Origin of the sequence: Streptomyces sp. CB03238, assembly GCF_002099185.1 — a bacterium.
Lineage (GTDB): Bacteria > Actinomycetota > Actinomycetes > Streptomycetales > Streptomycetaceae > Streptomyces.
In genome coordinates, this window is sequence record NZ_NBCN01000002.1 from 286,801 (window position 1) to 307,315 (window position 20,515).

At 71.7% G+C, this 20,515-nt stretch carries 22 protein-coding genes; 16 read left to right on the forward strand and 6 right to left on the reverse strand.

Annotated elements, in window-relative coordinates:
* Window positions 1–18: 18 nt before the first annotated feature.
* The 3 genes from BKD26_RS40075 to BKD26_RS04065 all read left to right on the forward strand — a co-directional run bounded on the left by BKD26_RS40075 (window position 19) and on the right by BKD26_RS04065 (window position 2,880).
* Window positions 19–819: a hypothetical protein gene (locus tag BKD26_RS40075; protein WP_084895806.1), complete on the forward strand. Its 801-nt coding sequence runs from the start codon at window positions 19–21 to the stop codon at window positions 817–819.
* Entirely contained in the window at window positions 816–1,946 is a 1,131-nt protein-coding gene (locus BKD26_RS04060; RefSeq protein ID WP_084895810.1) for a hypothetical protein, read from the forward strand. Before BKD26_RS40075 ends, BKD26_RS04060 begins: the two co-directional genes overlap by 4 nt.
* A 73-nt stretch (window positions 1,947–2,019) precedes the next feature.
* On the forward strand, window positions 2,020–2,880 hold the full coding sequence (locus BKD26_RS04065) for a hypothetical protein (RefSeq protein ID WP_084895812.1): 861 nt from the start codon (window positions 2,020–2,022) through the stop codon (window positions 2,878–2,880).
* Between the two features lie 108 nt (window positions 2,881–2,988).
* On the opposite strand, the gene BKD26_RS04070 is transcribed toward BKD26_RS04065, so the two are convergent.
* Complete coding sequence (locus BKD26_RS04070) at window positions 2,989–3,246, reverse strand: mycoredoxin (RefSeq protein ID WP_084895814.1); 258 nt, start codon at window positions 3,244–3,246, stop codon at window positions 2,989–2,991.
* A gap of 153 nt (window positions 3,247–3,399) precedes the next feature.
* Between BKD26_RS04070 and BKD26_RS04075 the strand changes: the two genes are divergently transcribed.
* From BKD26_RS04075 to BKD26_RS04095, 5 genes are all read left to right on the forward strand, one after another.
* Entirely contained in the window at window positions 3,400–5,613 is a 2,214-nt protein-coding gene (locus BKD26_RS04075) for an ATP-dependent DNA helicase UvrD2 (RefSeq protein ID WP_084895816.1), read from the forward strand.
* Window positions 5,614–5,783: 170 nt separating this feature from the next.
* Window positions 5,784–6,119 (forward strand): hypothetical protein, encoded by a 336-nt coding sequence (locus BKD26_RS04080; RefSeq protein ID WP_084895818.1) that lies wholly within the window; start codon window positions 5,784–5,786, stop codon window positions 6,117–6,119.
* 169 nt (window positions 6,120–6,288) lie between these two features.
* Window positions 6,289–6,657: a WhiB family transcriptional regulator gene (locus tag BKD26_RS04085; protein WP_073754157.1), complete on the forward strand. Its 369-nt coding sequence runs from the start codon at window positions 6,289–6,291 to the stop codon at window positions 6,655–6,657.
* Window positions 6,654–6,989, forward strand: coding sequence for a hypothetical protein (locus tag BKD26_RS04090; protein WP_073754158.1), 336 nt, complete (start codon window positions 6,654–6,656; stop codon window positions 6,987–6,989). Before BKD26_RS04085 ends, BKD26_RS04090 begins: the two co-directional genes overlap by 4 nt.
* Before the next feature lie 102 nt (window positions 6,990–7,091).
* Window positions 7,092–7,289, forward strand: a complete 198-nt coding sequence (locus BKD26_RS04095) for a hypothetical protein (RefSeq protein ID WP_073754159.1) — start codon at window positions 7,092–7,094, stop codon at window positions 7,287–7,289.
* A gap of 45 nt (window positions 7,290–7,334) precedes the next feature.
* Here the strand turns inward: BKD26_RS04095 and BKD26_RS04100 are convergent, their stop codons facing one another.
* Both BKD26_RS04100 and BKD26_RS04105 read right to left on the reverse strand, forming a co-directional pair.
* The gene (locus BKD26_RS04100; RefSeq protein ID WP_084895820.1) at window positions 7,335–8,711 is read right to left on the reverse strand and encodes an AarF/ABC1/UbiB kinase family protein; all 1,377 of its coding nucleotides are present in this window, start codon (window positions 8,709–8,711) and stop codon (window positions 7,335–7,337) included.
* Between the two features lie 64 nt (window positions 8,712–8,775).
* Entirely contained in the window at window positions 8,776–9,921 is a 1,146-nt protein-coding gene (locus BKD26_RS04105; protein ID WP_084895822.1) for a ThiF family adenylyltransferase, read from the reverse strand.
* Window positions 9,922–10,112: 191 nt separating this feature from the next.
* Between BKD26_RS04105 and BKD26_RS04110 the strand changes: the two genes are divergently transcribed.
* The 4 genes from BKD26_RS04110 (at window position 10,113) to BKD26_RS04125 (ending at window position 13,936) form a co-directional block, all read left to right on the forward strand.
* The gene (locus BKD26_RS04110; protein WP_084895825.1) at window positions 10,113–10,688 is read left to right on the forward strand and encodes a M48 family metallopeptidase; all 576 of its coding nucleotides are present in this window, start codon (window positions 10,113–10,115) and stop codon (window positions 10,686–10,688) included.
* Between the two features lie 108 nt (window positions 10,689–10,796).
* Window positions 10,797–12,467: a TerD family protein gene (locus BKD26_RS04115; protein WP_084895827.1), complete on the forward strand. Its 1,671-nt coding sequence runs from the start codon at window positions 10,797–10,799 to the stop codon at window positions 12,465–12,467.
* 13 nt (window positions 12,468–12,480) lie between these two features.
* Window positions 12,481–13,161 (forward strand): AIM24 family protein, encoded by a 681-nt coding sequence (locus BKD26_RS04120; protein ID WP_084895830.1) that lies wholly within the window; start codon window positions 12,481–12,483, stop codon window positions 13,159–13,161.
* A 19-nt stretch (window positions 13,162–13,180) separates the two neighbouring features.
* Window positions 13,181–13,936, forward strand: coding sequence for an AIM24 family protein (locus BKD26_RS04125; protein ID WP_084895832.1), 756 nt, complete (start codon window positions 13,181–13,183; stop codon window positions 13,934–13,936).
* A gap of 53 nt (window positions 13,937–13,989) precedes the next feature.
* On the opposite strand, the gene BKD26_RS04130 is transcribed toward BKD26_RS04125, so the two are convergent.
* Together BKD26_RS04130 and BKD26_RS04135 are read right to left on the reverse strand one after the other, a co-directional pair.
* Window positions 13,990–14,520 (reverse strand): NUDIX hydrolase, encoded by a 531-nt coding sequence (locus BKD26_RS04130; RefSeq protein WP_084895834.1) that lies wholly within the window; start codon window positions 14,518–14,520, stop codon window positions 13,990–13,992.
* Entirely contained in the window at window positions 14,517–15,920 is a 1,404-nt protein-coding gene (locus BKD26_RS04135) for a zinc-dependent metalloprotease (protein WP_084895837.1), read from the reverse strand. The genes BKD26_RS04130 and BKD26_RS04135 overlap by 4 nt, the downstream gene beginning before the upstream one ends.
* 190 nt (window positions 15,921–16,110) lie before the next feature.
* Between BKD26_RS04135 and BKD26_RS04140 the strand changes: the two genes are divergently transcribed.
* From BKD26_RS04140 to BKD26_RS04155, 4 genes are all read left to right on the forward strand, one after another.
* Window positions 16,111–17,217, forward strand: a complete 1,107-nt coding sequence (locus tag BKD26_RS04140) for an SDR family oxidoreductase (RefSeq protein ID WP_084896219.1) — start codon at window positions 16,111–16,113, stop codon at window positions 17,215–17,217.
* Between the two features lie 130 nt (window positions 17,218–17,347).
* Window positions 17,348–17,809 (forward strand): molybdenum cofactor biosynthesis protein MoaE, encoded by a 462-nt coding sequence (locus tag BKD26_RS04145; RefSeq protein WP_084895839.1) that lies wholly within the window; start codon window positions 17,348–17,350, stop codon window positions 17,807–17,809.
* A gap of 190 nt (window positions 17,810–17,999) precedes the next feature.
* Window positions 18,000–18,170: a hypothetical protein gene (locus tag BKD26_RS40080; protein WP_179166405.1), complete on the forward strand. Its 171-nt coding sequence runs from the start codon at window positions 18,000–18,002 to the stop codon at window positions 18,168–18,170.
* 69 nt (window positions 18,171–18,239) lie between these two features.
* Window positions 18,240–19,328, forward strand: coding sequence for a PDZ domain-containing protein (locus tag BKD26_RS04155; RefSeq protein WP_084895843.1), 1,089 nt, complete (start codon window positions 18,240–18,242; stop codon window positions 19,326–19,328).
* A gap of 539 nt (window positions 19,329–19,867) precedes the next feature.
* On the opposite strand, the gene BKD26_RS04160 is transcribed toward BKD26_RS04155, so the two are convergent.
* Window positions 19,868–20,425 carry a PPA1309 family protein gene (locus BKD26_RS04160; protein WP_084895845.1) on the reverse strand — a complete coding sequence of 186 codons (558 nt, stop codon included), beginning with the start codon at window positions 20,423–20,425 and terminating at the stop codon, window positions 19,868–19,870.
* Between the last annotated feature and the right edge of the window lie 90 nt (window positions 20,426–20,515).

The following is a 20,515-nucleotide window of genomic DNA, read 5'->3' on the forward strand; positions in this document are numbered from 1 at the left end:
GACGGGGAAGGTACATCGGTGGAAAAGAAGCGTCGGGAACGGCCGTCCAGCCCGGAGGACTGGAGGGAACTCCTCAGGACCCAGTACGACTACCCGGACGATCTCGTCCCGGAGGGATCCGGCCGCAAGGCGCGCCGCAGAGCGAAGAAGGAATGGCGTGAGGCCGACCGTGAGAGCCGCAGGGCCTACGTACGCGGCCTGAGGGAGCGGGAACCCGCCTCCCCTGGTGGGATCATCGTGCTGATCGTGGCGCTCCTGGTGATAGGCGGGCTCGCTTCCTGGCTGTTCCCCACGTACTCCCAGGACGACGCGAAACCGGCGGACCATGTGCAGGCGAGCCCGACGGCCACCGCCGGGGCGGGCTCGTCCTCCGGGGCCGCCGGCAAACCGGCGGCTTCGGCCTCGCCCTCAGGACCGGCCGTCGACCTGTCGCAGCCGGACGAGGTCAGCGCCGCGTTCATCAAGGCGTACCTGACCCGCGACCCCGTCAAGGATCAGGGACCTCAGGCGTCCGTGGAGCGGGCGGAGCCGTGGATGACGAAGAGTCTCCGGGAGAACCTCGTCGCCCATCCCGACCCCGACTACAAACGCCTCGTCATCCGAGGGGGAGTCGCCACGGTCGGCAAGGTCGAGGTCGCCGAGGCGGGTGACGAACTGCCGGTCGACATCCCGAAGGTGCGCGCCTTCCGCGAGGTGCGCGCATCGATCACCGTGAAGGAGTGGGAGACGGAGACCGAGGTCCGCACACTGCACCTCGAACTCGTCTACACCAAGCAGGGCTGGCTCGTCGCCCGGATCCTGGACCTGGCACAGCGGTGAAGGGCCAAGCCGTACTCAACGCGGCGGCCGGGGTGGCCGGCCGGGCGTTGGGTCTGAAGGTCGGTGCCTTCGGTGCCGCGGTGTTCCTGGTCTTCCTCGTACTCCTGGGCTTCGTTTCCGGAGGCGGGGAGTCGTCGGCCGACTCGGGCAGCACCTGCCCCGGCAACGCGGACGTGGGGGACATCGGGGACACCGGACTGCCGCCGAGTCAGGACCAGATCACCAACGCCAAGATCATCGACGGGGTTGCCGTGAAGCGGAAGCTCCCCGGCCGTGCCACGCTGATCGCCCTGATGACGGCGCTTCAGGAGTCGGGGCTGCGGAACATCGACTACGGGGACCGCGACTCGGTCGGCCTCTTCCAGCAGCGGCCGGCGGCCGGCTGGGGGACCGTGGCACAGATCATGAACCCCGAGTACTCCGCCAACGCCTTCTTCGGCGGACGCGGAGCCGGTCATCCCCCCGGTCTTGTGGACATCAAGGACTGGCAGCTCAAGCCGCTCGGGGTGGTGGCCCAGGCCGTTCAGGTCTCCGCCTTCCCCGATCTGTACGCCCCGCGCGAGGGCCAGGCCCGCACCATCGCCAAGCAGGCCGGCATCGATCTGGAGCGGGCGGGCGGCACCGGGGGACCGGCCAAGCCGATCGACGGCGGTACGTCGTGCACCGACGGCGGGGAACCGGGCAAGCCGGGCGAGCCGTTCCACGACGGAGCCGCCGACTGGCCGGCGCAGGTGAAGAACCCGCGCTCCACCGCCGACGCCATCGCGTGGGCGAAGAAGGAGTCCCAGGGAGGACCGGACTGGTACCGGATGTGCCTGGCCTTCACGGCACGCGCGTACGGCTGGAGCTTCTCCGGCACCCCGTACGCGATCGACCACTATCAGAAGGTCATGCCGACCTCGATGCGCCACGACGGCGACCGCAACCCTCCACCCGGAGCCCTCATGTACTGGGACACCGGCAGCCGGGCGGGCCATGTGTCCGTCTATGTCGGAGACGGAAAGATCGCGAGCAACGACATCAAGCGTGAGGGATACATCGACGTGGTGCCGGCCACGGACCCCGAGACGAAGTGGGGGGCCACCTACCTCGGCTGGTCACCGCCCTACTTCCCCAAGGGGGGATGAGCGTGCGCGCGTCACCAGACCCTGGGCTCCGGTACCGTGAGTCGGCGCGTCACCTGGGGAGGAACTGATACCCGTGCCTGTCATCGCCGACCCTTCGGCCGTGCCGCTGACGCCGGTCGTCACCATTCTGCTGAGTGCGGACGGAAGCGTCAGCGTGAACGGTGAGGTGCTGCCCACCGAGGGTGATCCCCGGGTGGCCGGACTGGCCGAGGTGCGGATCAAGGCCGCGTTCCTCGGGCGGCCCGTCCGGGTCATCGCCAAGGAACCGGACGGGTCCGTGTGGGCTCTGATCGTGGATGTGGACGGCGCGGTCACTCCGCTCGCCGAGCCGCACCCGCACCCGCAGCCGGAAGGGGAGGCCCCGGCGCCGGAAGCGGTGACCGGGGCGCCGGGGGCGGTGACCGGCGTGCCGGGAGCGGGGGCCCCGGCCGCCACCCGGTCCTCCGCCCGGCCGGCGGCCGACTGGGAGGCCCCACTGCCCGCGGAGTACTCCCCGCTGTGGGACAGGATCCGGGCAGCCGAACAGCAGGGCGACCTGAGGTCCGCCGCGGCCCTCGTCGCGGAGCTCGTCGGTGTGCTCACGCAAAGGCAGGGCCCCGACCATCCGCTCACGCTGAACGCGCAGCTCACCGAGGCGTACTTCGCGCTGCTCGGCCGGGATCACCCCAGGGCCGCCCTGCTGTACGCGCACACGGCCCGCCGGATGGCGACGGCCGGGGCGCCGCACGAGAGCGTCCAGAAGGCAGCCCGGAACGCCTACGCGAGCTGGAAAGAGGTGGCCGACCCCCTGGCCGCCCTCGAGGTCGGCCGCCAGGTGCTGGCGATGTGGCACGAGGCCGCGGGGGAGGACCGCCGACCCATCGCGTGGACCGAGCGCCGTCTGCGGGCGCTCTCCGCGCGTATCGAGCACCATACGACCGACGCCAGTCCCTGAGTCCGGCCCGGCCCGGACCGGTCAGCGGCGGGCCCGGTCAGCGGTCGGGCCGGTTCGCGGTCGGGACCCCCGCCTTGCGGGGCGCGCCCCCCGTAACAGCGGCCGCGTTCAGACTGCCAGGGCCTGCTTGACCTGGGCCAGGCTCGGGTTCGTCATGACGACCTCCCCGGCGCCGTCGGAGGGCACCACACGTACCGTCGGGACGGTCTGGTTGCCTCCATTGGCCTTCTCCACGAACGCGGCCGACTCGGGGTCCTGCTCGATGTTGATCTCGGTGTACGCGATGCCTTCGCGGTCCAGCTGGCTCTTCAGCCGCCGGCAGTAGCCGCACCAGGTGGTGCTGTACATCGTGACGGATCCCTGCATCGTCTCGCGCTCCTCGGGGTTTCGCTGGGTGGTGTGCTGTCGCACCTGCAGAACATACGGCTCCGCGCCACCATTCCCGCATTAGTACGACTACGGGGCCGGCCCTGTGGACAACCGTCCCGTCCGTATCGCGCGACCTGGCAGCATGGCAGGGTGACAGCAGCAACGCACTCCACTCTCTTCCCGCAGGTCCCGGGCCCTGGCCAGTTCATGGCTCCGCCCCAGGACGCCGACGCGGTGCTCGACGGGCTGGACCCCGAGCAGCGCGAGGTGGCGACCGCCCTGCACGGTCCGGTGTGCGTGCTGGCGGGCGCCGGCACGGGCAAGACACGCGCGATCACCCACCGCATCGCGTACGGCGTCCGCGCGGGCATACTCCAGCCCAGCAGTGTGCTGGCCGTCACCTTCACCAACCGGGCCGCCGGCGAGATGCGCGGCCGGCTCCGGCAGCTCGGCGCGGGCGGTGTCCAGGCGCGTACGTTCCACTCGGCGGCCCTCCGCCAGCTCCAGTACTTCTGGCCGAAAGCCGTCGGTGGCGAGCTGCCCCGGCTGCTGGAGCGCAAGGTGCAGCTGGTCGCCGAGGCGGCCGCCCGCTGCCGCATCCGGCTCGACCGCAACGAGCTGCGGGACACCACGAGCGAGATCGAATGGGCCAAGGTCACCCAGACCGTCCCCGCCGACTACCCGGCGGCGGTCGCCAAGGCCCACCGAGACGCCCCGCGCGACCCTGCCGAAATTGGCCAGATCTATTCCATGTACGAGCAGCTGAAGCGGGACCGCGGAGCCATCGACTTCGAGGACGTCCTGCTGCTGACCGTCGGCATCCTCCAGGACCGGCACGACATCGCCGACCAGATCCGCCGCCAGTACCAGCACTTCGTGGTGGACGAGTACCAGGACGTCTCACCGCTCCAGCAGCGCCTCCTCGACCTGTGGCTCGGCGACCGCGACAGCCTGTGCGTCGTGGGCGACGCCAGCCAGACGATCTACTCGTTCACCGGCGCCACCCCCGACCACCTGCTGAACTTCCGCACCCGGCACCCGAACGCCACCGTGGTCAAGCTGGTCCGTGACTACCGCTCGACACCTCAGGTCGTGCACCTGGCCAACGGTCTGCTGGCCCAGGCCCGCGGCCGCGCCGCCGAGCACCGCCTGGAGCTGATCTCCCAGCGGGACCCGGGCCCCGAGCCGGTCTACACCGAGTACGCCGACGAGCCCGCCGAGGCCGAAGGCACCGCCCGCCGCATCCGCGACCTGATCGCCGCGGGCGTCCCGGCCGGTGAGATCGCCGTGCTCTACCGGATCAACGCCCAGTCGGAGGTCTACGAGCAGGCCCTCGCCGACGCGGGCGTGCCCTACCAGCTGCGCGGCGCCGAGCGCTTCTTCGAGCGCGCAGAGGTGCGGGAGGCGGGCATCGCGCTGCGCGGCGCCGCCCGCGCCGGGGGCAACGACTCCCTGCTGGACGACGCCGAGGACCTGCCCTCGCAGGTGCGGGCCGTGCTGTCGACCAAGGGCTGGACCACCGAGCCGCCGGCCGGCTCCGGCGCGGTCCGCGACCGCTGGGAGTCCCTGGCCGCGCTGGTCCGCCTCGCCGAGGACTTCACCCGCGCGCGGCCCGGGGCGACCCTCGGCGACCTGGTCGCCGAGCTCGACGAGCGCGCCGCCGCCCAGCACGCCCCCACGGTCCAGGGCGTGACCCTCGCCTCGCTGCACTCGGCGAAGGGCCTGGAGTGGGACGCGGTGTTCCTGGTCGGCCTCACCGAGGGCATGATGCCGATCACCTACGCCAAGACCGATGAGCAGGTCGAGGAGGAACGCCGCCTGCTGTACGTGGGCGTCACCCGCGCCCGGCTCCACCTCTCGCTGTCCTGGGCGCTCGCCCGCTCCCCGGGTGGCCGCGCCTCGCGCCGCCCCACCCGGTTCCTGGCCGGAGTGCGCCCCGGCTCCGCCGCACCGGGGACCCGCACCGCGGGCGGCGGTGCCGGCATCGAGCGGGGCGGCGGCACGGCGGGCGGCGCCCGGCGCGGGCGCCGGGGACCGGTGCGGTGCCGGGTGTGCGGCGCGACGCTCACCGACGCGGGCGAGATGAAGCTGATGCGCTGCGAGGACTGCCCGTCGGACATGGACGAGGCCCTGTACGAGCGGCTGCGGGAGTGGCGCTCGGAGCAGGCCAGGCAGCTGGGCCAGCCCCCGTACTGCGTCTTCACCGACAAGACCCTGATGGCCATCGCCGAGGCCGTCCCCTCCACCGACGGTGAGCTGGCCCGCATCGCCGGTGTCGGCGCCCGCAAGCTCGACCGCTTCGGAGCCGATGTCCTCGCCATCTGTGCAGGTCAGGAGCCCGGGGAGGGAGACGAGGAGGAGTGATCCAAACTCGTCGGAAAAATAGTTTGCGCCCGCCCCGTCAAGCCCCATAGGTTCTTAACCACGGAAACAGCGGCTTCTCCGAAGCCCTGGCTTCGTGCTGTACTTATCCGAATACGCGCGGGACCGGTTCCGACCGATCCCCCTTGAGACGCCGAGAGGAGGCGATTCCAGTGATCAGCATCAACACCAGCTTCATCAGCACCACCGCCAAAATGACCGATCGCTCGGTCGTCTCCGCCGGCCCGCTCGGCCTCTCCGGTTCGGCGTTCATTGGCACCGGTATGTCCGGCTTCGCAGCCGTGCGTCCGGCCACCCTCCTGGCGGCTCTTCCCGCCCGGGAGCGCCGCAATGAGCGACCGACCAAGGCACTGGAAGCAGGAGTAGCAGCAGGCGAGGCCAAGGCCTATGCCTTTGCGGCGACCGGTGCCGAAACCAAGACGCAGACGCAGCAGCACCACACGATGTGGGCCTTCCGTGGGCTCGAACCCTGGAGTGATCCAGCCTGATCCAGGATCAGGCCGGCGCCTTCAGGGCCGCGGAACCCCACCCGGGATCCGCGGCCCTTCTGTTTTCCCTCATGAGGGAAACGGAGCGAAGGGGCCTCGGGACGACGCAGTACCCGGTACCAGCCCACCGGCCAACAGGCCGGACCGACCAGACGAGGAAAACGACACCGTGCAACTCGAAGCGCACGCCCCGTCCGTACCGCCTTCCGAAACGATCCCCCCGCCCGGTCTCACGGAGGACCCCACCTTGACCCCCCTCACCGCGCTCACCGCGCTCGACGACGCCATCGAGAACCTCGGCGTACCCGTCCCGTGCCGTTCCTACGACCCGGAGGTCTTCTTCGCCGAGTCGCCGGCCGACGTCGAGTACGCCAAGTCGCTCTGCCGCACCTGCCCGCTCATGGAGGCCTGCCTCGCGGGTGCCAAGGAGCGGCGCGAGCCGTGGGGCGTCTGGGGCGGCGAGCTGTTCGTCCAGGGCGTGGTCGTCGCCCGGAAGCGGCCCCGTGGCCGCCCGCGCAAGAACCCGGTCACGGCATGACCGCCATCGCGATGCGCACCGGAACCATCGACCGCCCCCTCACGCACGATCCCCAGAAGCAGGCCCCGATGACCTCTTCCACCAGCGAGCCGTCCGGCTCCGCGACCCCAGACGTCACCACCATCGGCGCGAACGCCTCGCGTCAGAACAGGAACCGTGAGATGCAACTCATCCAAGAAGCCCTGGCTCGTGCCCATATGCACGACCGCATGCGGGAAGCCGACGCGGAACGCCAGGCCCTGCGCCTGGTCGCCGCCCGGCGTATGCAGCGCCGCGCCGAGCGTGTGTCCCTGCGTGCCCGCCGCGCGCTGGCCATGGCCCTCATGCACTAGTGCCGTAGGCACTGATCCACTCACGGGGACCGGTCGTTCACGACCGGTCCCCGCGGTGCGTTGCGCGCGGCCCGAGCCGCCCGGCGGAGTTATCGTCTCGTAGTGAACGAGCGGACTTCTCCCCCCGCGCAGCCGGGCGCGCAGAGCGTGGTGTGCTCCCGCTGCGGCGCGACCGCCGACAGTCTCCCGGTGACCTGGACCTGTTCCGTGGAGAACGGCAGCCGCCTCTACTTCTGCGACGACTGCGCCCGGGCCCACCTCAGAGCCATCGAGAGCAGACTCGACTCCGCCTGGTGGTGACGCTTCCCCGGCCCGCCCGGGCCGGGGAACCTCCAGCAGCCCCGGTCAGGCGTGCGCCTCCGCCGGGGCCGGATCCTCGTCGCCCTCGGGCAGGAAGCCGGGCAGCCACGACTCGAGTTCGTCCCGCAGCCGCACCGTCGCGTTCAGCTGGCACAGCACCCCGATCGTGCTCAGCGTCACCCGGTGGATCAGCAGGTACGAGGGCGGCAGATTGAGCTGCTTGCCCAACTGGTGTGCGGGGGAACGGATATCGGCGACGCGTGCGGCCTGGCTGCGGATCCAGCCACGGGTGAAGGTGAACTCGTCGGCCTCCGCCGGCTCGATGATCGGCAGCAGGTACTCCAGCACCGCGTCCGGGTCGAGATCGATGGTCTCCTTGACGAACCCCTCCTCGCAGAGCAGTTCGTACACCCTGTCCGCATCACCCTCCAGGGTCATCCGCAGACACGCCCCGATGGTCTCGGGCAGACCGCCCGGCAGCCGGTCCACGGTGCCGAAGTCCAGTACACCGAGCCGCCAGCCCTCCACATCGTCCCCGTCGCCCCCGTCCGGCAGCAGCCGGAAGTTCCCCGGGTGCGGATCCGCGTGCAGCAGCCCCGTCCGGGCAGGCCCCGAGAACAGGAACCGTGCCAGCAACTGCCCCGCCCGGTCCCGCTGCTCCGGTGTACCGTCCGCGATGATCTCCGCCAGGGGTATCCCGTCGATCCACTCGGTCACCAGCACCTGGTCGGACTGGTGCACCACACCCGGCACCACCACATCCGGATCGTCCAGGAACTCCTCGGCGTGCTCCCGCTGTGCCTGCGCCTCCAGGCCGTAGTCCAGCTCCTCCGACACCCGGTCCCGCAGCTCCGTGATCAACGGCTTGATGTCCATGCCCGGGACCAGCGGCCCCAGCAGCCGGGCGAACCGGCTCAGCTGAGCCAGGTCCGACAACAGTGCCTCACCCGCACCCGGGTACTGCACCTTCACCGCGACCTCACGCCCGTCGTGCCACACGGCCCGGTGTACCTGGCCGATCGACGCGGCCGCCGACGGCTTGTCCTCGAACTCCAGGAACAGCTCCCGCCATTGTTCGCCCAGCCGCTGCTCCAGTACCGAGTGGACCGTACGGGTCGGCATCGGCGGAGCCGCCTCCTGGAGCTTGGTCAGTGCCGCCCGGTAGGGACCTGCCATCTCCTCCGGAAGCGCCGACTCGAAGACGGACAGCGCCTGCCCGAACTTCATGGCGCCGCCCTTCAGCTCACCGAGCACCTTGAACAGCTGGTCAGCCGTGCGCTGTTGCAGCTCGCGGGCCACGATCTCCGCGGACTTGCCCCCGATCCGCTTGCCCAGCCCCCATGTGGCCCGGCCTGCGAAGCCCAGAGGCAACGCGGCCAACTTGGCGGTACGGGTTACCGCCTTCCGGGGAAGATCAGACATGCGCCCCTCCAAATCCCAGACTGCCGTGCCGCGTTTGCCCTCGTCGTCGCTGTGCCGACCGCGGTTACCCAGCCATTGTGTCCTGCCCGCTCCCGGGCCCCGAGGCACGCACCCCCTGTCCGCGCCCGGCCGCCCCGCAGGGGCATGCGACATGAGGCCACATCCGCTCCGAGCGCCACTCCAGCAACGGCAGGGAAGCCTCCCACCGGGCGCCCGTGCTCGCCGGCAGCTCCCCGTCCAGAAAGGACAGCGCGTGCGCTGCGGCGAGACCCGCCACCGCCGCCGCGAGACCCAGATCACACCCGGGCACCTTGCTCTGCCGTCCCGAACGCCACTGCGCCAGCATCCTCGGCCACGCCGGGTCCCGGTCCGACCGCTCCAGCTCCACGCACCCCGCGCAGGCCGTGCCGCCCGGCAGCACCAGCGGACCCACCACACCCGTGGCCTCGATCACCCCCGCGTACAGATGAGGGATGCCGGTGGCCACCCAGTCGTCGGCGGGCACCGGATCCGGGGCGTACGCCGCCAGGCCGTCCCGCGGGGCGACCACGACCAGCGCCAGCCCCGGCTCCGACCCCGCCTCCCTCCCCGCCCGCACCGCCCGCGGCACCCGGCCGCCCGGCGCCGACCGCCCCACCAGCCGCCGGGCCGCCGCGTCGCGCCGCTCACCGACCGCCTCCGCCGGCAGCCCGCCGGGCGCCACGTCCCACGGCTCCGTCCGCTCGCCGTCCAGCACCTCCACCCTGCCCACGCCCGAGGCGGACAGCAGCGCCGCGACGCTCGCCCCCACCCGCCCGGCGCCCCTCACCTGCACCCGCATGCTCCGCCGGGCCGCCAACCGCCGGGCCGCCCCACCCGGTTCGCGGTGGACGACGGAGAGTGACGCCAGGTCGGCGCGAAGCCGGTCGAGTGCGCCGTCCTCCTGCCGCAACGCATCGGCCGCCGGGTCGGCGGCCGTCGCGTCGTCGAGCAGCCCCGCCTCCGCCAGCCGGTCCAGCAGCGCTTCGAGCCGCCCGTCCGGCAGCCCCAGCGCCCGCGCCTCCTCGCGCAGCAGTTCCAGCCCGCGCGTCCCGTCCAGCAGCGTGAGCAGACTGCCCGTCGTCGTGTCCACCGGGCCGACCACCACCGCATGCGCCGGCGCCGCCCCGAACTGCACGAACTGCAGATTCCGCCAGGCACGCCGCAGCGCTGGCTTCACCATCGGATGCATATCCGCCCCCCGTGTTCGCCGATCTTCGTCGATGTCCCCGGCGTCAGAATGCCCGGCGCCGAGGTCAGCCGCGGAAAGTTGTCCACAGGGCGGGGGTATTAGTCGTTCAAATGGTGCAGGCTGTGGATGGATCAGGCCCGAACCGTTCCGGAGGCGGGACTTCCCCCGCTGACAGCGGGTAACGTCGGGGCGTGCCCGCCGACCCACAGCGCAGTCCGACAAGCGACCCGCCCCGCCGTCCGGGGACGAGTGCGGTCGAGGTCCGCAGGAGCTCCCGGCGCAACAGAACCGTCTCCGCCTACCGCGAGGGCGACCGGACCGTCGTGCTCATCCCCGCCCGTATGTCGGAGGCGGAGGAGCGTCGCTGGGTGAACGTGATGCTCGACAAGCTCGCCGCCCAGGAGAGCAAGCGGATCCTCGGTGACGCCGAACTGGCCGAGCGCGCGGAGCGCCTGTCCGCCCAGTATTTCGACGGCAGGGCGCGGCCGACGTCCGTGCGGTGGGTGACCAACCAGAACACCCGCTGGGGCTCCTGCACTCCGGTGGAGGGCAGCATCCGGCTGTCGCACCGCTTGCAGGGCATGCCGGAGTACGTCGTGGACTACGTACTCGTCCACGAGCTGGCCCATCTGCTGGTGCCCGGCCACGGACCCCGGTTCTGGCGGTTGCTGGAGGCCTACCCCCGCACCGAGCGGGCCCGCGGTTACCTCGAAGGAGTCGTCGCGGCGGGCCGGTTGCCACACCTGCCGACCGCTCGCGGAGAGTGACATTCGTCGATCCTGTACCGAAACAGTCCCGACTTGGCTCATTGTCGTCGCCAGCCGTTAGCCTGACGCGACGCATTCAAAAATCGGGATGGGGGACGGTCGTTACGCATGGCCAGGGAATTCCAACGGGGCCACAAGGCCAAGATCAGCGATCTCACACCCGGAACCGATCTGTACGTGGGAGTGCAGATCGCCGCTCCAGGGCTGACCTTCGACATCAGCTGCTTCGGTCTCGACGCCAACGAGCAGCTCTCGGACGACCGGTACTTCATCTTCTTCAACCAGCCGAAGTCGCCCGAGGAGTCCATCCAGCTGCTCGGCGCGCAGGCCGGTGACACCGAGTCGTTCCGCATCACCCTCGACCGCATCCCGGCGCACATCCACAAGCTGTCCTTCACCGCGACGATCGACGGCGCAGGACAGATGTCCCAGGTGGGGCCCGGATACGTCCGTATCGTCGCGGGCGGCGAGGAGGTCGCACGGTACGCGTTCGACGGCTCGGAGTTCAGCACCGAACGCGCGGTGATGCTGGGGGACTTCTACCTCAAGGACGTGTGGCGGTTCGCCGCCGTCGGCCAGGGTTTCGACGGCGGGCTGGAAGCGCTGCTCAAGAACTTCGGCGGCGAGGTCGCCGAGGAGGAGCCGGCCGCCCCGCAGCAACCGCAGGCCGCGGCGCCGTCCTTCGCCCCGCCGCCATTCGCCGCCCCCGGCGCGCCCGCCGCCCCCGCCACGCCGCAGGCGCCGCAGCCCGCCCCGACGTTCGGCGCGCCCGCCGCACCGGCACCCGCACCCGCGCCCGCACCGGCGCCAGCGCCCGCGCAGCAGCCCGTGCACGCCGCGCCGACGCTCGCCGCGCCGATGACGCCGGCCGCACCGACGCCGCCGGCCCCGCCGTCCCCGTACGGCCAGCCGCCCCAGCAGCCGCAGTACGGCCAGGTCCCGGGCCAGACACCGCCACCGGGTGCCACCCCGGCCCCGTACGGCCAGCCGGCCCCGGCCCCGTACGGCCAGCAGCAGTACGCCCAGCCCTACGGGCAGCAGCCGCCCATGGGCATGCCCCCCGGCGGGATGCCGCAAGGCGTACCCCAAGGCGTCCCGCAGGGCGTGCCCCAGACCGGCGCCGGGTTGGAGGCCGCGCTCCAGAAGTACCGCGAGACCGCCACCGGCCAGCGCTGGACGCCGCAGAACCAGCAGCTCATGCGGGTCGACCTGGCCATGGGCGGCACACCCGTCCTCGCCCGGCAGGGCAGCATGGTCATGTACCAGGGCAAGGTCGACTTCAGCTACAAGGGCGCCGGTTTCTCCGGCCGTATCGTCGGCAACGCCACGGGCCAGGAGATGCAGCTGATGCGCTGTACCGGCCGCGGCCAGGTGTTCCTCGCCGAGAACGGTGCCCATCTGCACCCCATCGAGCTCCAGGGCGACGGCATCTGCGTCTCCGCCGAGAACGTGCTCGCCTTCGACGAGTCGCTGCAGTACGAGGTACGCCGTATCGAGGGCCACGGCATCCCCGGCGGGGCACTGTTCACCATGCAGTTCCAGGGCACCGGCACGGTCGTCGTCAAGACCCACGGCGTCCCGGTCGTCCTGCCGGTCACGCCGACCACCTTCGCCGACTGCAACGCCGTCGTCGCCTGGTCGGCCGCGTCCCAGGTGATCCTCTCCAGCCAGGTCCGGCTGCGTCGCAATGCCTACCCCGGCCACAGCGGAGAGACCGTCAACCTCCAGTTCCGGGGCGCCCCCGGCAACTTCATCGTCGTCCAGCCCTACGAGGTCTGAGGGAGCCCGAACCATGAACCAGCAACTCACGGGCTACGCCCCGACCCCCGTCGCGGCCCGGATGGAGAACCACGGCCGGCACATGCTCAAGGTGGCCATGGCCTCCGGCCAGGACCTGTACGCACGCACCGGCTCCGTCGTCGCCTACGAGGGCTTCGTCCAGTACGAGCCGAACCCGCCCGCCGCCCGCCAGATCGCCTCCCAGTGGGTGACTGGCGAGGGCGCGCCCATCATGAAGTGCTCCGGCGACGGGCTGCTCTACCTCGCCGACTACGGCGCCGACGTCGTCGTCATCAACCTCAACAACGACTCGATCTCCGTCAACGGCACCAATGTGCTGGCCTTCGACGCACACCTCCAGTGGGGCGTCGAAAAGGTGAAGGGCCTGGCCAAGTTCGCGGGGCAGGGCCTGTGGAACGTGCAGATCGCGGGCACCGGCTGGGTCGCCTTGACCTCGCGCGGCACCCCGATCGTCGTCGACTGCGGCCGCGGCGAGGATGAGACGTACGTCGACCCCGACGCGCTCGTGGCGTGGTCGCCGTCGCTCAAGGTCAAGGGCAAGCGCAGCTTCAAGGCCTCCTCCCTGATCGGGCGGGGCAGCGGAGAGGCGTACCAGATGGCCTTCTCCGGGCAGGGCATCGTCGTCGTACAGCCGAGCGAGGACAGCACCGACCGTCTGCGGATCCGGGGCTGAGGGGGAGCGAGAACACACCATGCAGAGCCCGCTTTTCAGCCACACCGAACAGCAGAGCCAGGAGCGGTACGTCGTGCAGAACCCGCAGCTCCTGCGGGTCGCCCTCACCGGGCACGACGACGTCCTCGCCCGCAAGGGCGCCATGGTCGCGTACCAGGGGCTGATGGACTTCGACGGCGAGTACCAGAACAACAACCAGCGCCGTGCCCGCGCCAACACCGGCGAGGGCCTGGACCTGATGCGCTGTTCCGGACAGGGCACCGTCTACTTCGCCAACCTGGCCCAGTACATCCACGTCGTGGACGTCGACCAGGAGGGCATGACCGTGGACAGCTCCTATGTGCTGGCGCTGGACTCCACACTGCACACCGAGGTCATCGCCGTGGACAGCCAGTACGGCATCTCCGGCTCCGGCAAGTACCAGCTGAACATCTCCGGCCGGGGCAAGGTCGCCCTGATGACCTCCGGCCAGCCGCTGATGATGCACGTCACCCCGGACAAGTACGTCAACGTCGACGCCGACGCGATCGTCGCCTGGTCGTCGTCGCTGCGCGTCCAGATGCAGGCGCAGACGCACTCGTCCAACATCCGCCGCCGCCGGGGCAGCACCGGAGAGGGCTGGGAGCTGAGCTTCCTCGGGCAGGGCTTCGCGCTCGTGCAGCCCAGTGAGGTCATGCCGCCGCAGACCGCCGAGATCGGCCAGGGCCTCGGCGCGCAGTTCGGCGTGGGCCAGCACGGCGCGCACGCCCAGAACCAGAACAACGCCTGGAACTGAGCACCGCGTGTGTAAGGGGCGGCCGCTCATGGCGACCGCCCCTTACACATGTCCTACAGCGCCGCGCGGGCCGCCTCCACCAGCCGTACGACCGACGTGTCGGCCACGGCCGCCACCTCCTCGTACCGGAACCAGCGCAGGTCCAGCGACTCGTCGCTGATGGCCTCCACCGCGTCCGGCGGCGCGATCGCCACGTACTGCACATCCAGGTGCCAGTGGCAGGGCGCCGGAATCGGGTGCCGGTCCAGCCGGGCCGGGCCGCCCGGCAGCAGCGTCAGGCCGCGGATGCCGGACTCCTCCGTGGCCTCCCGCAGCGCCGCCCCGGCGACCGTGTCGTCACCGGGCTCGCAGTGGCCGCCCATCTGGAGCCACATGCCCAGCTTCTTGTGCAGGGTCAGCAGCACCCGGCCGCGCTCCGGGTCCACCACCAGCGCGCTGGCCGTCAGGTGCCCGGCCCCGCACGCCTTCCACATCCCGTCCGGGTGAACCGCCAGGTGCTCCAGATAGACCTGGCGCAGCTCCACCTGGTCCCCGGACCCTTCGTACCCCTTCAGTACGAGGACGGCGTCATCGTGCAGGCTCACTTGTCGGTGTCGTCCTCGTCGTCGCTCTTGGGCCGGTCCTGGTTGCCGGCCGCTTCGCCGAGCATCTTGTCGATCTCCGAGAAGTCCAGGTGCTCGCGGTGGACGAAGCCGTCCGGGTCGTCCAGGTCGGACGCCGTCGGCAGCATGTCCGGGTGCTCCCACAGGCCGTCACGGCCGTCGACACCGCGCGCGTCGGTGAGCGACGCCCACAGCCGCGCGGCGTCCCGCAGCCGACGCGGCCGCAGCTGCAGACCGATCAGCGTGGCGAACGTCTGCTCGGCGGGCCCGCCCGAGGCCCGGCGCCGGCGCAGCGTCTCACGCAGCGCGTCGGCGGACGTCAGGCGGGTCTTGGCGGCCTCGTGCACCACCGCGTCCACCCAGCCCTCGACCAGCGCGAGCGCCGTCTCCAGACGGGCCAGGGCGGCCTTCTGCTCCGGCGTGTCCTCCGGCTGGAACATGCCCTGCTGAAGGGCCTCCTGCAGCTGCTCCGGGTTCGACGGGTCCAGCCCGCCGACCGCGTCCTCCAGCTTGCCGGTGTCGACCTTGATCCCGCGGGCGTACCCCTCGACCGCGCCGAACAGGTGCGAGCGCAGCCACGGCACGTGCGCGAAGAGCCGCTGGTGGGCGGCCTCGCGCAGCGCCAGGTACAGCCGCACCTCGTCCTGCGGCACGCCCAGGTCCTTGCCGAACGCCGCCACGTTCAGCGGCAGCAGCGCGGCCTTGCCGGCCGGCCCCAGGGGCAGCCCGACATCGGTCGAGCCGACGACCTCACCGGCCAGGACACCCACGGCCTGACCGATCTGCTGGCCGAACATGGCGCCGCCCATGGAGCGCATCATGCCGATCAGCGGGCCCGCCATGGCCTGCATCTCCTCGGGCAGGACGTCCCCCATGGCCGCGCCCACCCGCTCGGCGACCGGGTCCACCAGCTGCTGCCAGGCCGGCAGGGTCGCCTCGACCCACTCCGCGCGGCTCCAGGCCACGGCGGTGCTCGCCCCCGACGGAAGGGATGTCGCACCGTCCAGCCACAGATCGGCCAGGCGCACGGCCTCCTCGACGGCCGACCGCTCGCCCGGACCCACACTGGCGTCCTTGGTGCCGTCCGGCGTGCCCTGTGACACCGTCTGGCGGGCGATCTGCTTGGCCATGTCCCAGTTGACGGGACCGCCCTCATAGCTGAGCATCTGCCCCAGCTGCTGGAAGGCCGCCCCCAGGTCCGTGGGGTTCAGGGAGCCGAACATCGCGGCGAAGGGGTTGTCCCCGCCGCCCGGCATGCCGCCGAACCCCGCGAAGGGGTTGCCACCGGCACCCTGGCCACCTTCGGCGGGTCCCTTCTTCTTGCCTTCGTCGCCGTCCTCCGGCTCCTCCGGCGGACCGAATCCGAATGGGGTGTCACTCACGGGGTTCCTCGGCTCGTAGGGCCGCCGGCTTCCTGCCGACGGCGGCTGCCCGACAACACCACCAGCGTAGACATCCGAGCCGGATGTGGGCTCGGTGCTCCACCGGCTCATGGCCTGCGGCAGGATGGACGCCACCTGGTACGTACGCGTCATACACGTACGTACTGAAGACAACCGCTGGAGACGCCCGGTGAGTTCCCCAGATCCGCAGGTTCGCGCAGCGCGAAACCTCTCAACCCACTCCGGCCGCGGCCCCGTCGTCGCGGTCACCGGCGCCGCGTCCGGCGTCGGAGACCTACTCGCCCGCCGCCTCGCCGCATCCGGGGAGGTCAAGCAGGTCATCGCGATCGACGAGCGCCGCGGCGAGGTCTCCGAGGCGCAGTGGCACATCCTCGACGTGCGGGACCCGGCTATCGCCGAGAAACTGCGCGGCGCCGACGTCGTCGTGCACCTGGCGCTCGACCTCGACCTGGAGACCGACGCCGCCGCCCGTACGGCGTACAACGTGCGCGGTACGCAGACCGTGCTGACCGCAGCGGCGGCCGCGGGTGTGCACCGGGTCGTGCTGTGCACCTCCGCGATGGTGTACGGGGCGCTGCCCGACAACGACATCCCGCTCTCCGAGGACGCCGAGCTGCGGGCGACCGCCGAGGCCACCGGGGTGGGCGACCTGCTGGAGATCGAGCGCCTCGCGCGCCGGGCGCCCCGAGCGCACCCCGGCCTGAACGTCACGGTCGTACGCCCGGCCGTGCTGGTGGGCGGCACCGACACGGCGCTGACCCGGTACTTCGAGTCGCCCCGGCTGCTGGTGGTCGCCGGGTCGCGTCCGGCCTGGCAGTTCTGCCACGTCGAGGACCTGGTCAGCGCCCTGGAGTACGCGGCGCTGGAGAAGGTCGAGGGCGAGTTCGCGGTCGGCTGCGACGGCTGGCTGGAACAGGAGGAGGTCGAGGAGCTGAGCGGAATCCGGCGCATGGAGCTGCCCTCCGCGGTGGCCCTGGGCGCGGCCGCGCGGCTCCACCGGATCGGGCTCACCCCGTCGCCGGCCGGTGACCTGGCGTACACCATGCATCCGTGGGTGGTCAGCGTCGGGCGGCTGCACGACGCGGGCTGGCGGCCGCAGTGGACCAATGAGGAGGTCCTCGCCGCGCTCCTGGAGGAGGTCGAGGGCCGCCACACGGTCGCCGGACGCCGCCTCGGCCGCAAGGACGCCACGGCGGCGGGCGCCGCGGGCGCGACGGTCGCCCTGCTGGGCACCGCCGCTCTGGTACGCCGGGCCCGCAAGCGCCGCGGTCTGTAGCGGGCGCGGGGCTGCGGGCCGCGGCGCGGGGCTCGGGCGGGCGCTCTGTAGGAGGCTCCAACGCGCGCGTGGCCGGGCAGGTCGAAAACGCTATTCCGCGATGTCAGTCCCGTGCGGCACGATGGGCTGCATGGCACCCACGTACGACCACCCCGGCGAGCGCGCGGCGGCGGACCCGATCCGGCTGCTGGCGATCCGTGACACCCCGCTCTCCCTCGACGAGGTCTTCCGGGCCGTCGGTGACGACGCGGCCGGCGGTACGGCCCTCTTCGTGGGCACCGTGCGCAACCACGACGGTGGCGCAGACGTCGACGCCCTCGGGTACTCCAGCCACCCCACCGCAGAGGCCGAGCTGCGCCGCGTCGCGGAGAAGGTCGTCGCCGACTATCCGGTACGTGCCCTCGCGGCCGTTCACCGGGTGGGCGACCTGACAGTCGGCGACCTGGCCGTCGTGGTCGCCGTGTCGTGCCCGCACCGGGGGGAGGCCTTCGAGGCGTGCCGCAAGCTGATCGACGACCTCAAGCACGAGGTGCCGATCTGGAAGCACCAGCGCTTCTCCGACGGCACAGAGGAGTGGGTCGGCGCCTGCTGAGCCTCAGGCACATGTATGGGGGTCCCCCCGGACGAAGTCTGGGGGAGGGTCGGCGCCAGCTGACCGGTTCCGGACGGTGGGCAAGCGTCCGATTTGCGTAACCCGACCCCGGGCGTGAGCGTTGAACCGGCGGATGGTTAATCTGCTGATCAGTTCGTGGGTTGTGCTCATGGGGACGGGAGGTCGCGTGATGGCAGTTCTCGCCTGGTTGTTGATTCCGCTCTTCGCTGCCATCGGTGCTGCGATATGGGGAAGCTGGGCCTCTCGTGACCGGACCACCGGTGATGTGGCCGAGCTGGCGGGCTATGCGCGCTTCCGCGAGGTGATGGAGAAGTCCCACTCGGGCAGCGGCACGGCCTGACGGCCCAAGGCCCCCCGTACGGACCGGCCCCGGGGGTGCACGGACACACGTGTCCCGTACTGTCGTTCCATGCCACGCCGCACTGCGACGATGCTCGCCTCCACCCTCGTCCTCATCGCGCTGCTCTGCGCAGGCGTGTTCTTTCCGGTGCCCTACTCGGAGATGAGCCCGGGACCGACGGTCAACACGCTCGGTGAGGCCGACGGCGAGCCGGTGCTGCAGATCTCCGGCCACAAGACCTACCCCACGACCGGGCATCTCAATATGACGACGGTCAGGGTCACCGGTGCGGACTACAAGATGAACCTGGTGGAGGCGGTCTACGGGTGGCTCGCCCACGACAGCGTCGTGGTGCCGCACGACACGCTCTATCCGAACGGCAAGACCGAGGAGCAGTCGACCCAGGAGAACGCCGAGGAGTTCAGCCAGTCCCAGGAGAGCGCGAAGGTCGCCGCCCTCGGACAGCTGGGCATCCCCGTCGCGTCCCGCGTGGTCGTCTCCTCGGTCCAGAAGGACAGCCCCGCCGAGGGCACGCTGCACGCGGGCGACGTGATCAAGGCGGTGGACGGTACGGCGGTCAAGGCGCCGCAGGACGTGGCCAAGCTCGTCACCAAGCACAAGCCCAAGGAGGACGTGGTCTTCACCATCGTCCCGGCGAAGGAGGCGGCGGCCGCCGAGAAGGCGGGCCGGGAGCCCACCACGACCGAGCGGGTCACCCTCACCACCAAGAAGTCCGACGAGGGCGACCGGGCGATCGTCGGCATCCAGGCCGGGACGGACCACACCTTCCCGTTCACCGTCGACATCAAGCTCGCCGATGTGGGCGGCCCGAGCGCGGGCCTGATGTTCTCGCTCGGGATCGTCGACAAGCTGACTCCGGGCGACCTGACGGGCGGCACGTTCGTCGCGGGCACCGGCACGATCGACAACGCGGGCAAGGTCGGCCCGATCGGCGGCATCGAGATGAAACTGGTCGGTGCGCGGAACGCCGGCGCCCGGTACTTCCTGACGCCCGCCGACAACTGCGCGGCGGCGGCGTCCGACACGCCTGACGGGCTCACGCTGATCAAGGTGAACACCATCAAGGACGCGGTGAAGTCCCTCGAGAAGATCCGCAAGGGCACCACCACCGGCCTCCCGAGCTGCGCGGTCGGCTGACCGCCGCAGCAGTCCACGGCACGCCGGGCAGGGCGGGCAGGCCGCGCCCGCCGGGCAAGCCCCGGGTGGCCTCCAGGCAGGCACGCCCGCTGGGCGGGCAAGTCCGCCGGGGGCCGGCCCTCCAGGCGGGCACGGCGCGCCCGCTGGGGCGCCGCGCGCAGGCGATCCTCGCGCTCGCGGAGGAGGACCGACGCGCTGCGGGCGCACGCGCTGGTGGATGCGCGGCGCCTCGCGGGCGAGGCGGAGGCGACGGCCCGGGCCCGCCGCGCCCCCAGGCACGCCCGGCCCCTCAGGACCCGGCCGCTCCCTCACCCCGCCGGGGCGCCGGGCTCAGGCCGGGCCGCCAAGCAAGCAAGCCCCGTCGGCCCCCGCCGGGCAGGCCGGGCCCGCCAAGCAAGCCCCCGTCGGTCCCCGCTGGGCAGGCCGGGCCCAGCAAGCCCCGCCGGCCCCCGCCGGGCAGGCCGCGCCCGCCGCACAAGCCCCGCCGGGGCCCGCCGGGCCCCGTACCCGGACCCGCCCCGCGCGTCTCCCGGGTTTGCTCAGGACTCGAACGTGGCCGCGAGGGCTTCGGCGAGGCCGGGTACGAGGTCCGCGCCGGTGAGGACCTCGGTGGGGGAGTCCTTCTCGCGCAGCCGGAGCGCCGACTCACGGGCGCCGTCGCGGAGGACGGCCACCGTCATACGGACCTCCTGGCGGTCGGGGTGGGCGGCGACCCACTTGGCCAGGCCCGCTTCGTCCAGGCCGTCCGGGACGGAGGCCTCGGCGGACGGCGGGAGCATCAGCCGCTCCACCGTCATCGCGCAGCCCGCCACGGCATCCGGCCAGGCGACGGTGGCGAGGAACTCGTCGAGCGGCCGGTCGGCGGGGATCTCGTCCTGCTCGATCGGGGTGAGGGGGGCGGCGGCCTCGTCGGCGTCCAGGCCGAGCTGGGCGGCCAGCCCCGGCTCCTGGGAGCGCAGCTGGGCGGTGTCGACGAGGGCGAAGAGCCGGGCCGGCTGGTCCCAGCCCAGACCGGACGCGTACTCGTCGATCTCGAGTACCGCGCGGGTCAGCGGGCTGGCGGCCATCGGGGGGCCTGAGGGAGAAACGTTGGACATGGTCAATATCCTGCCTCCTTTCGACCCGGAGGCGGGAACTAGGTAAAGCTTCAGTAAGTTGCATCAGTGGGCTCTACCATCGCTGGGCCT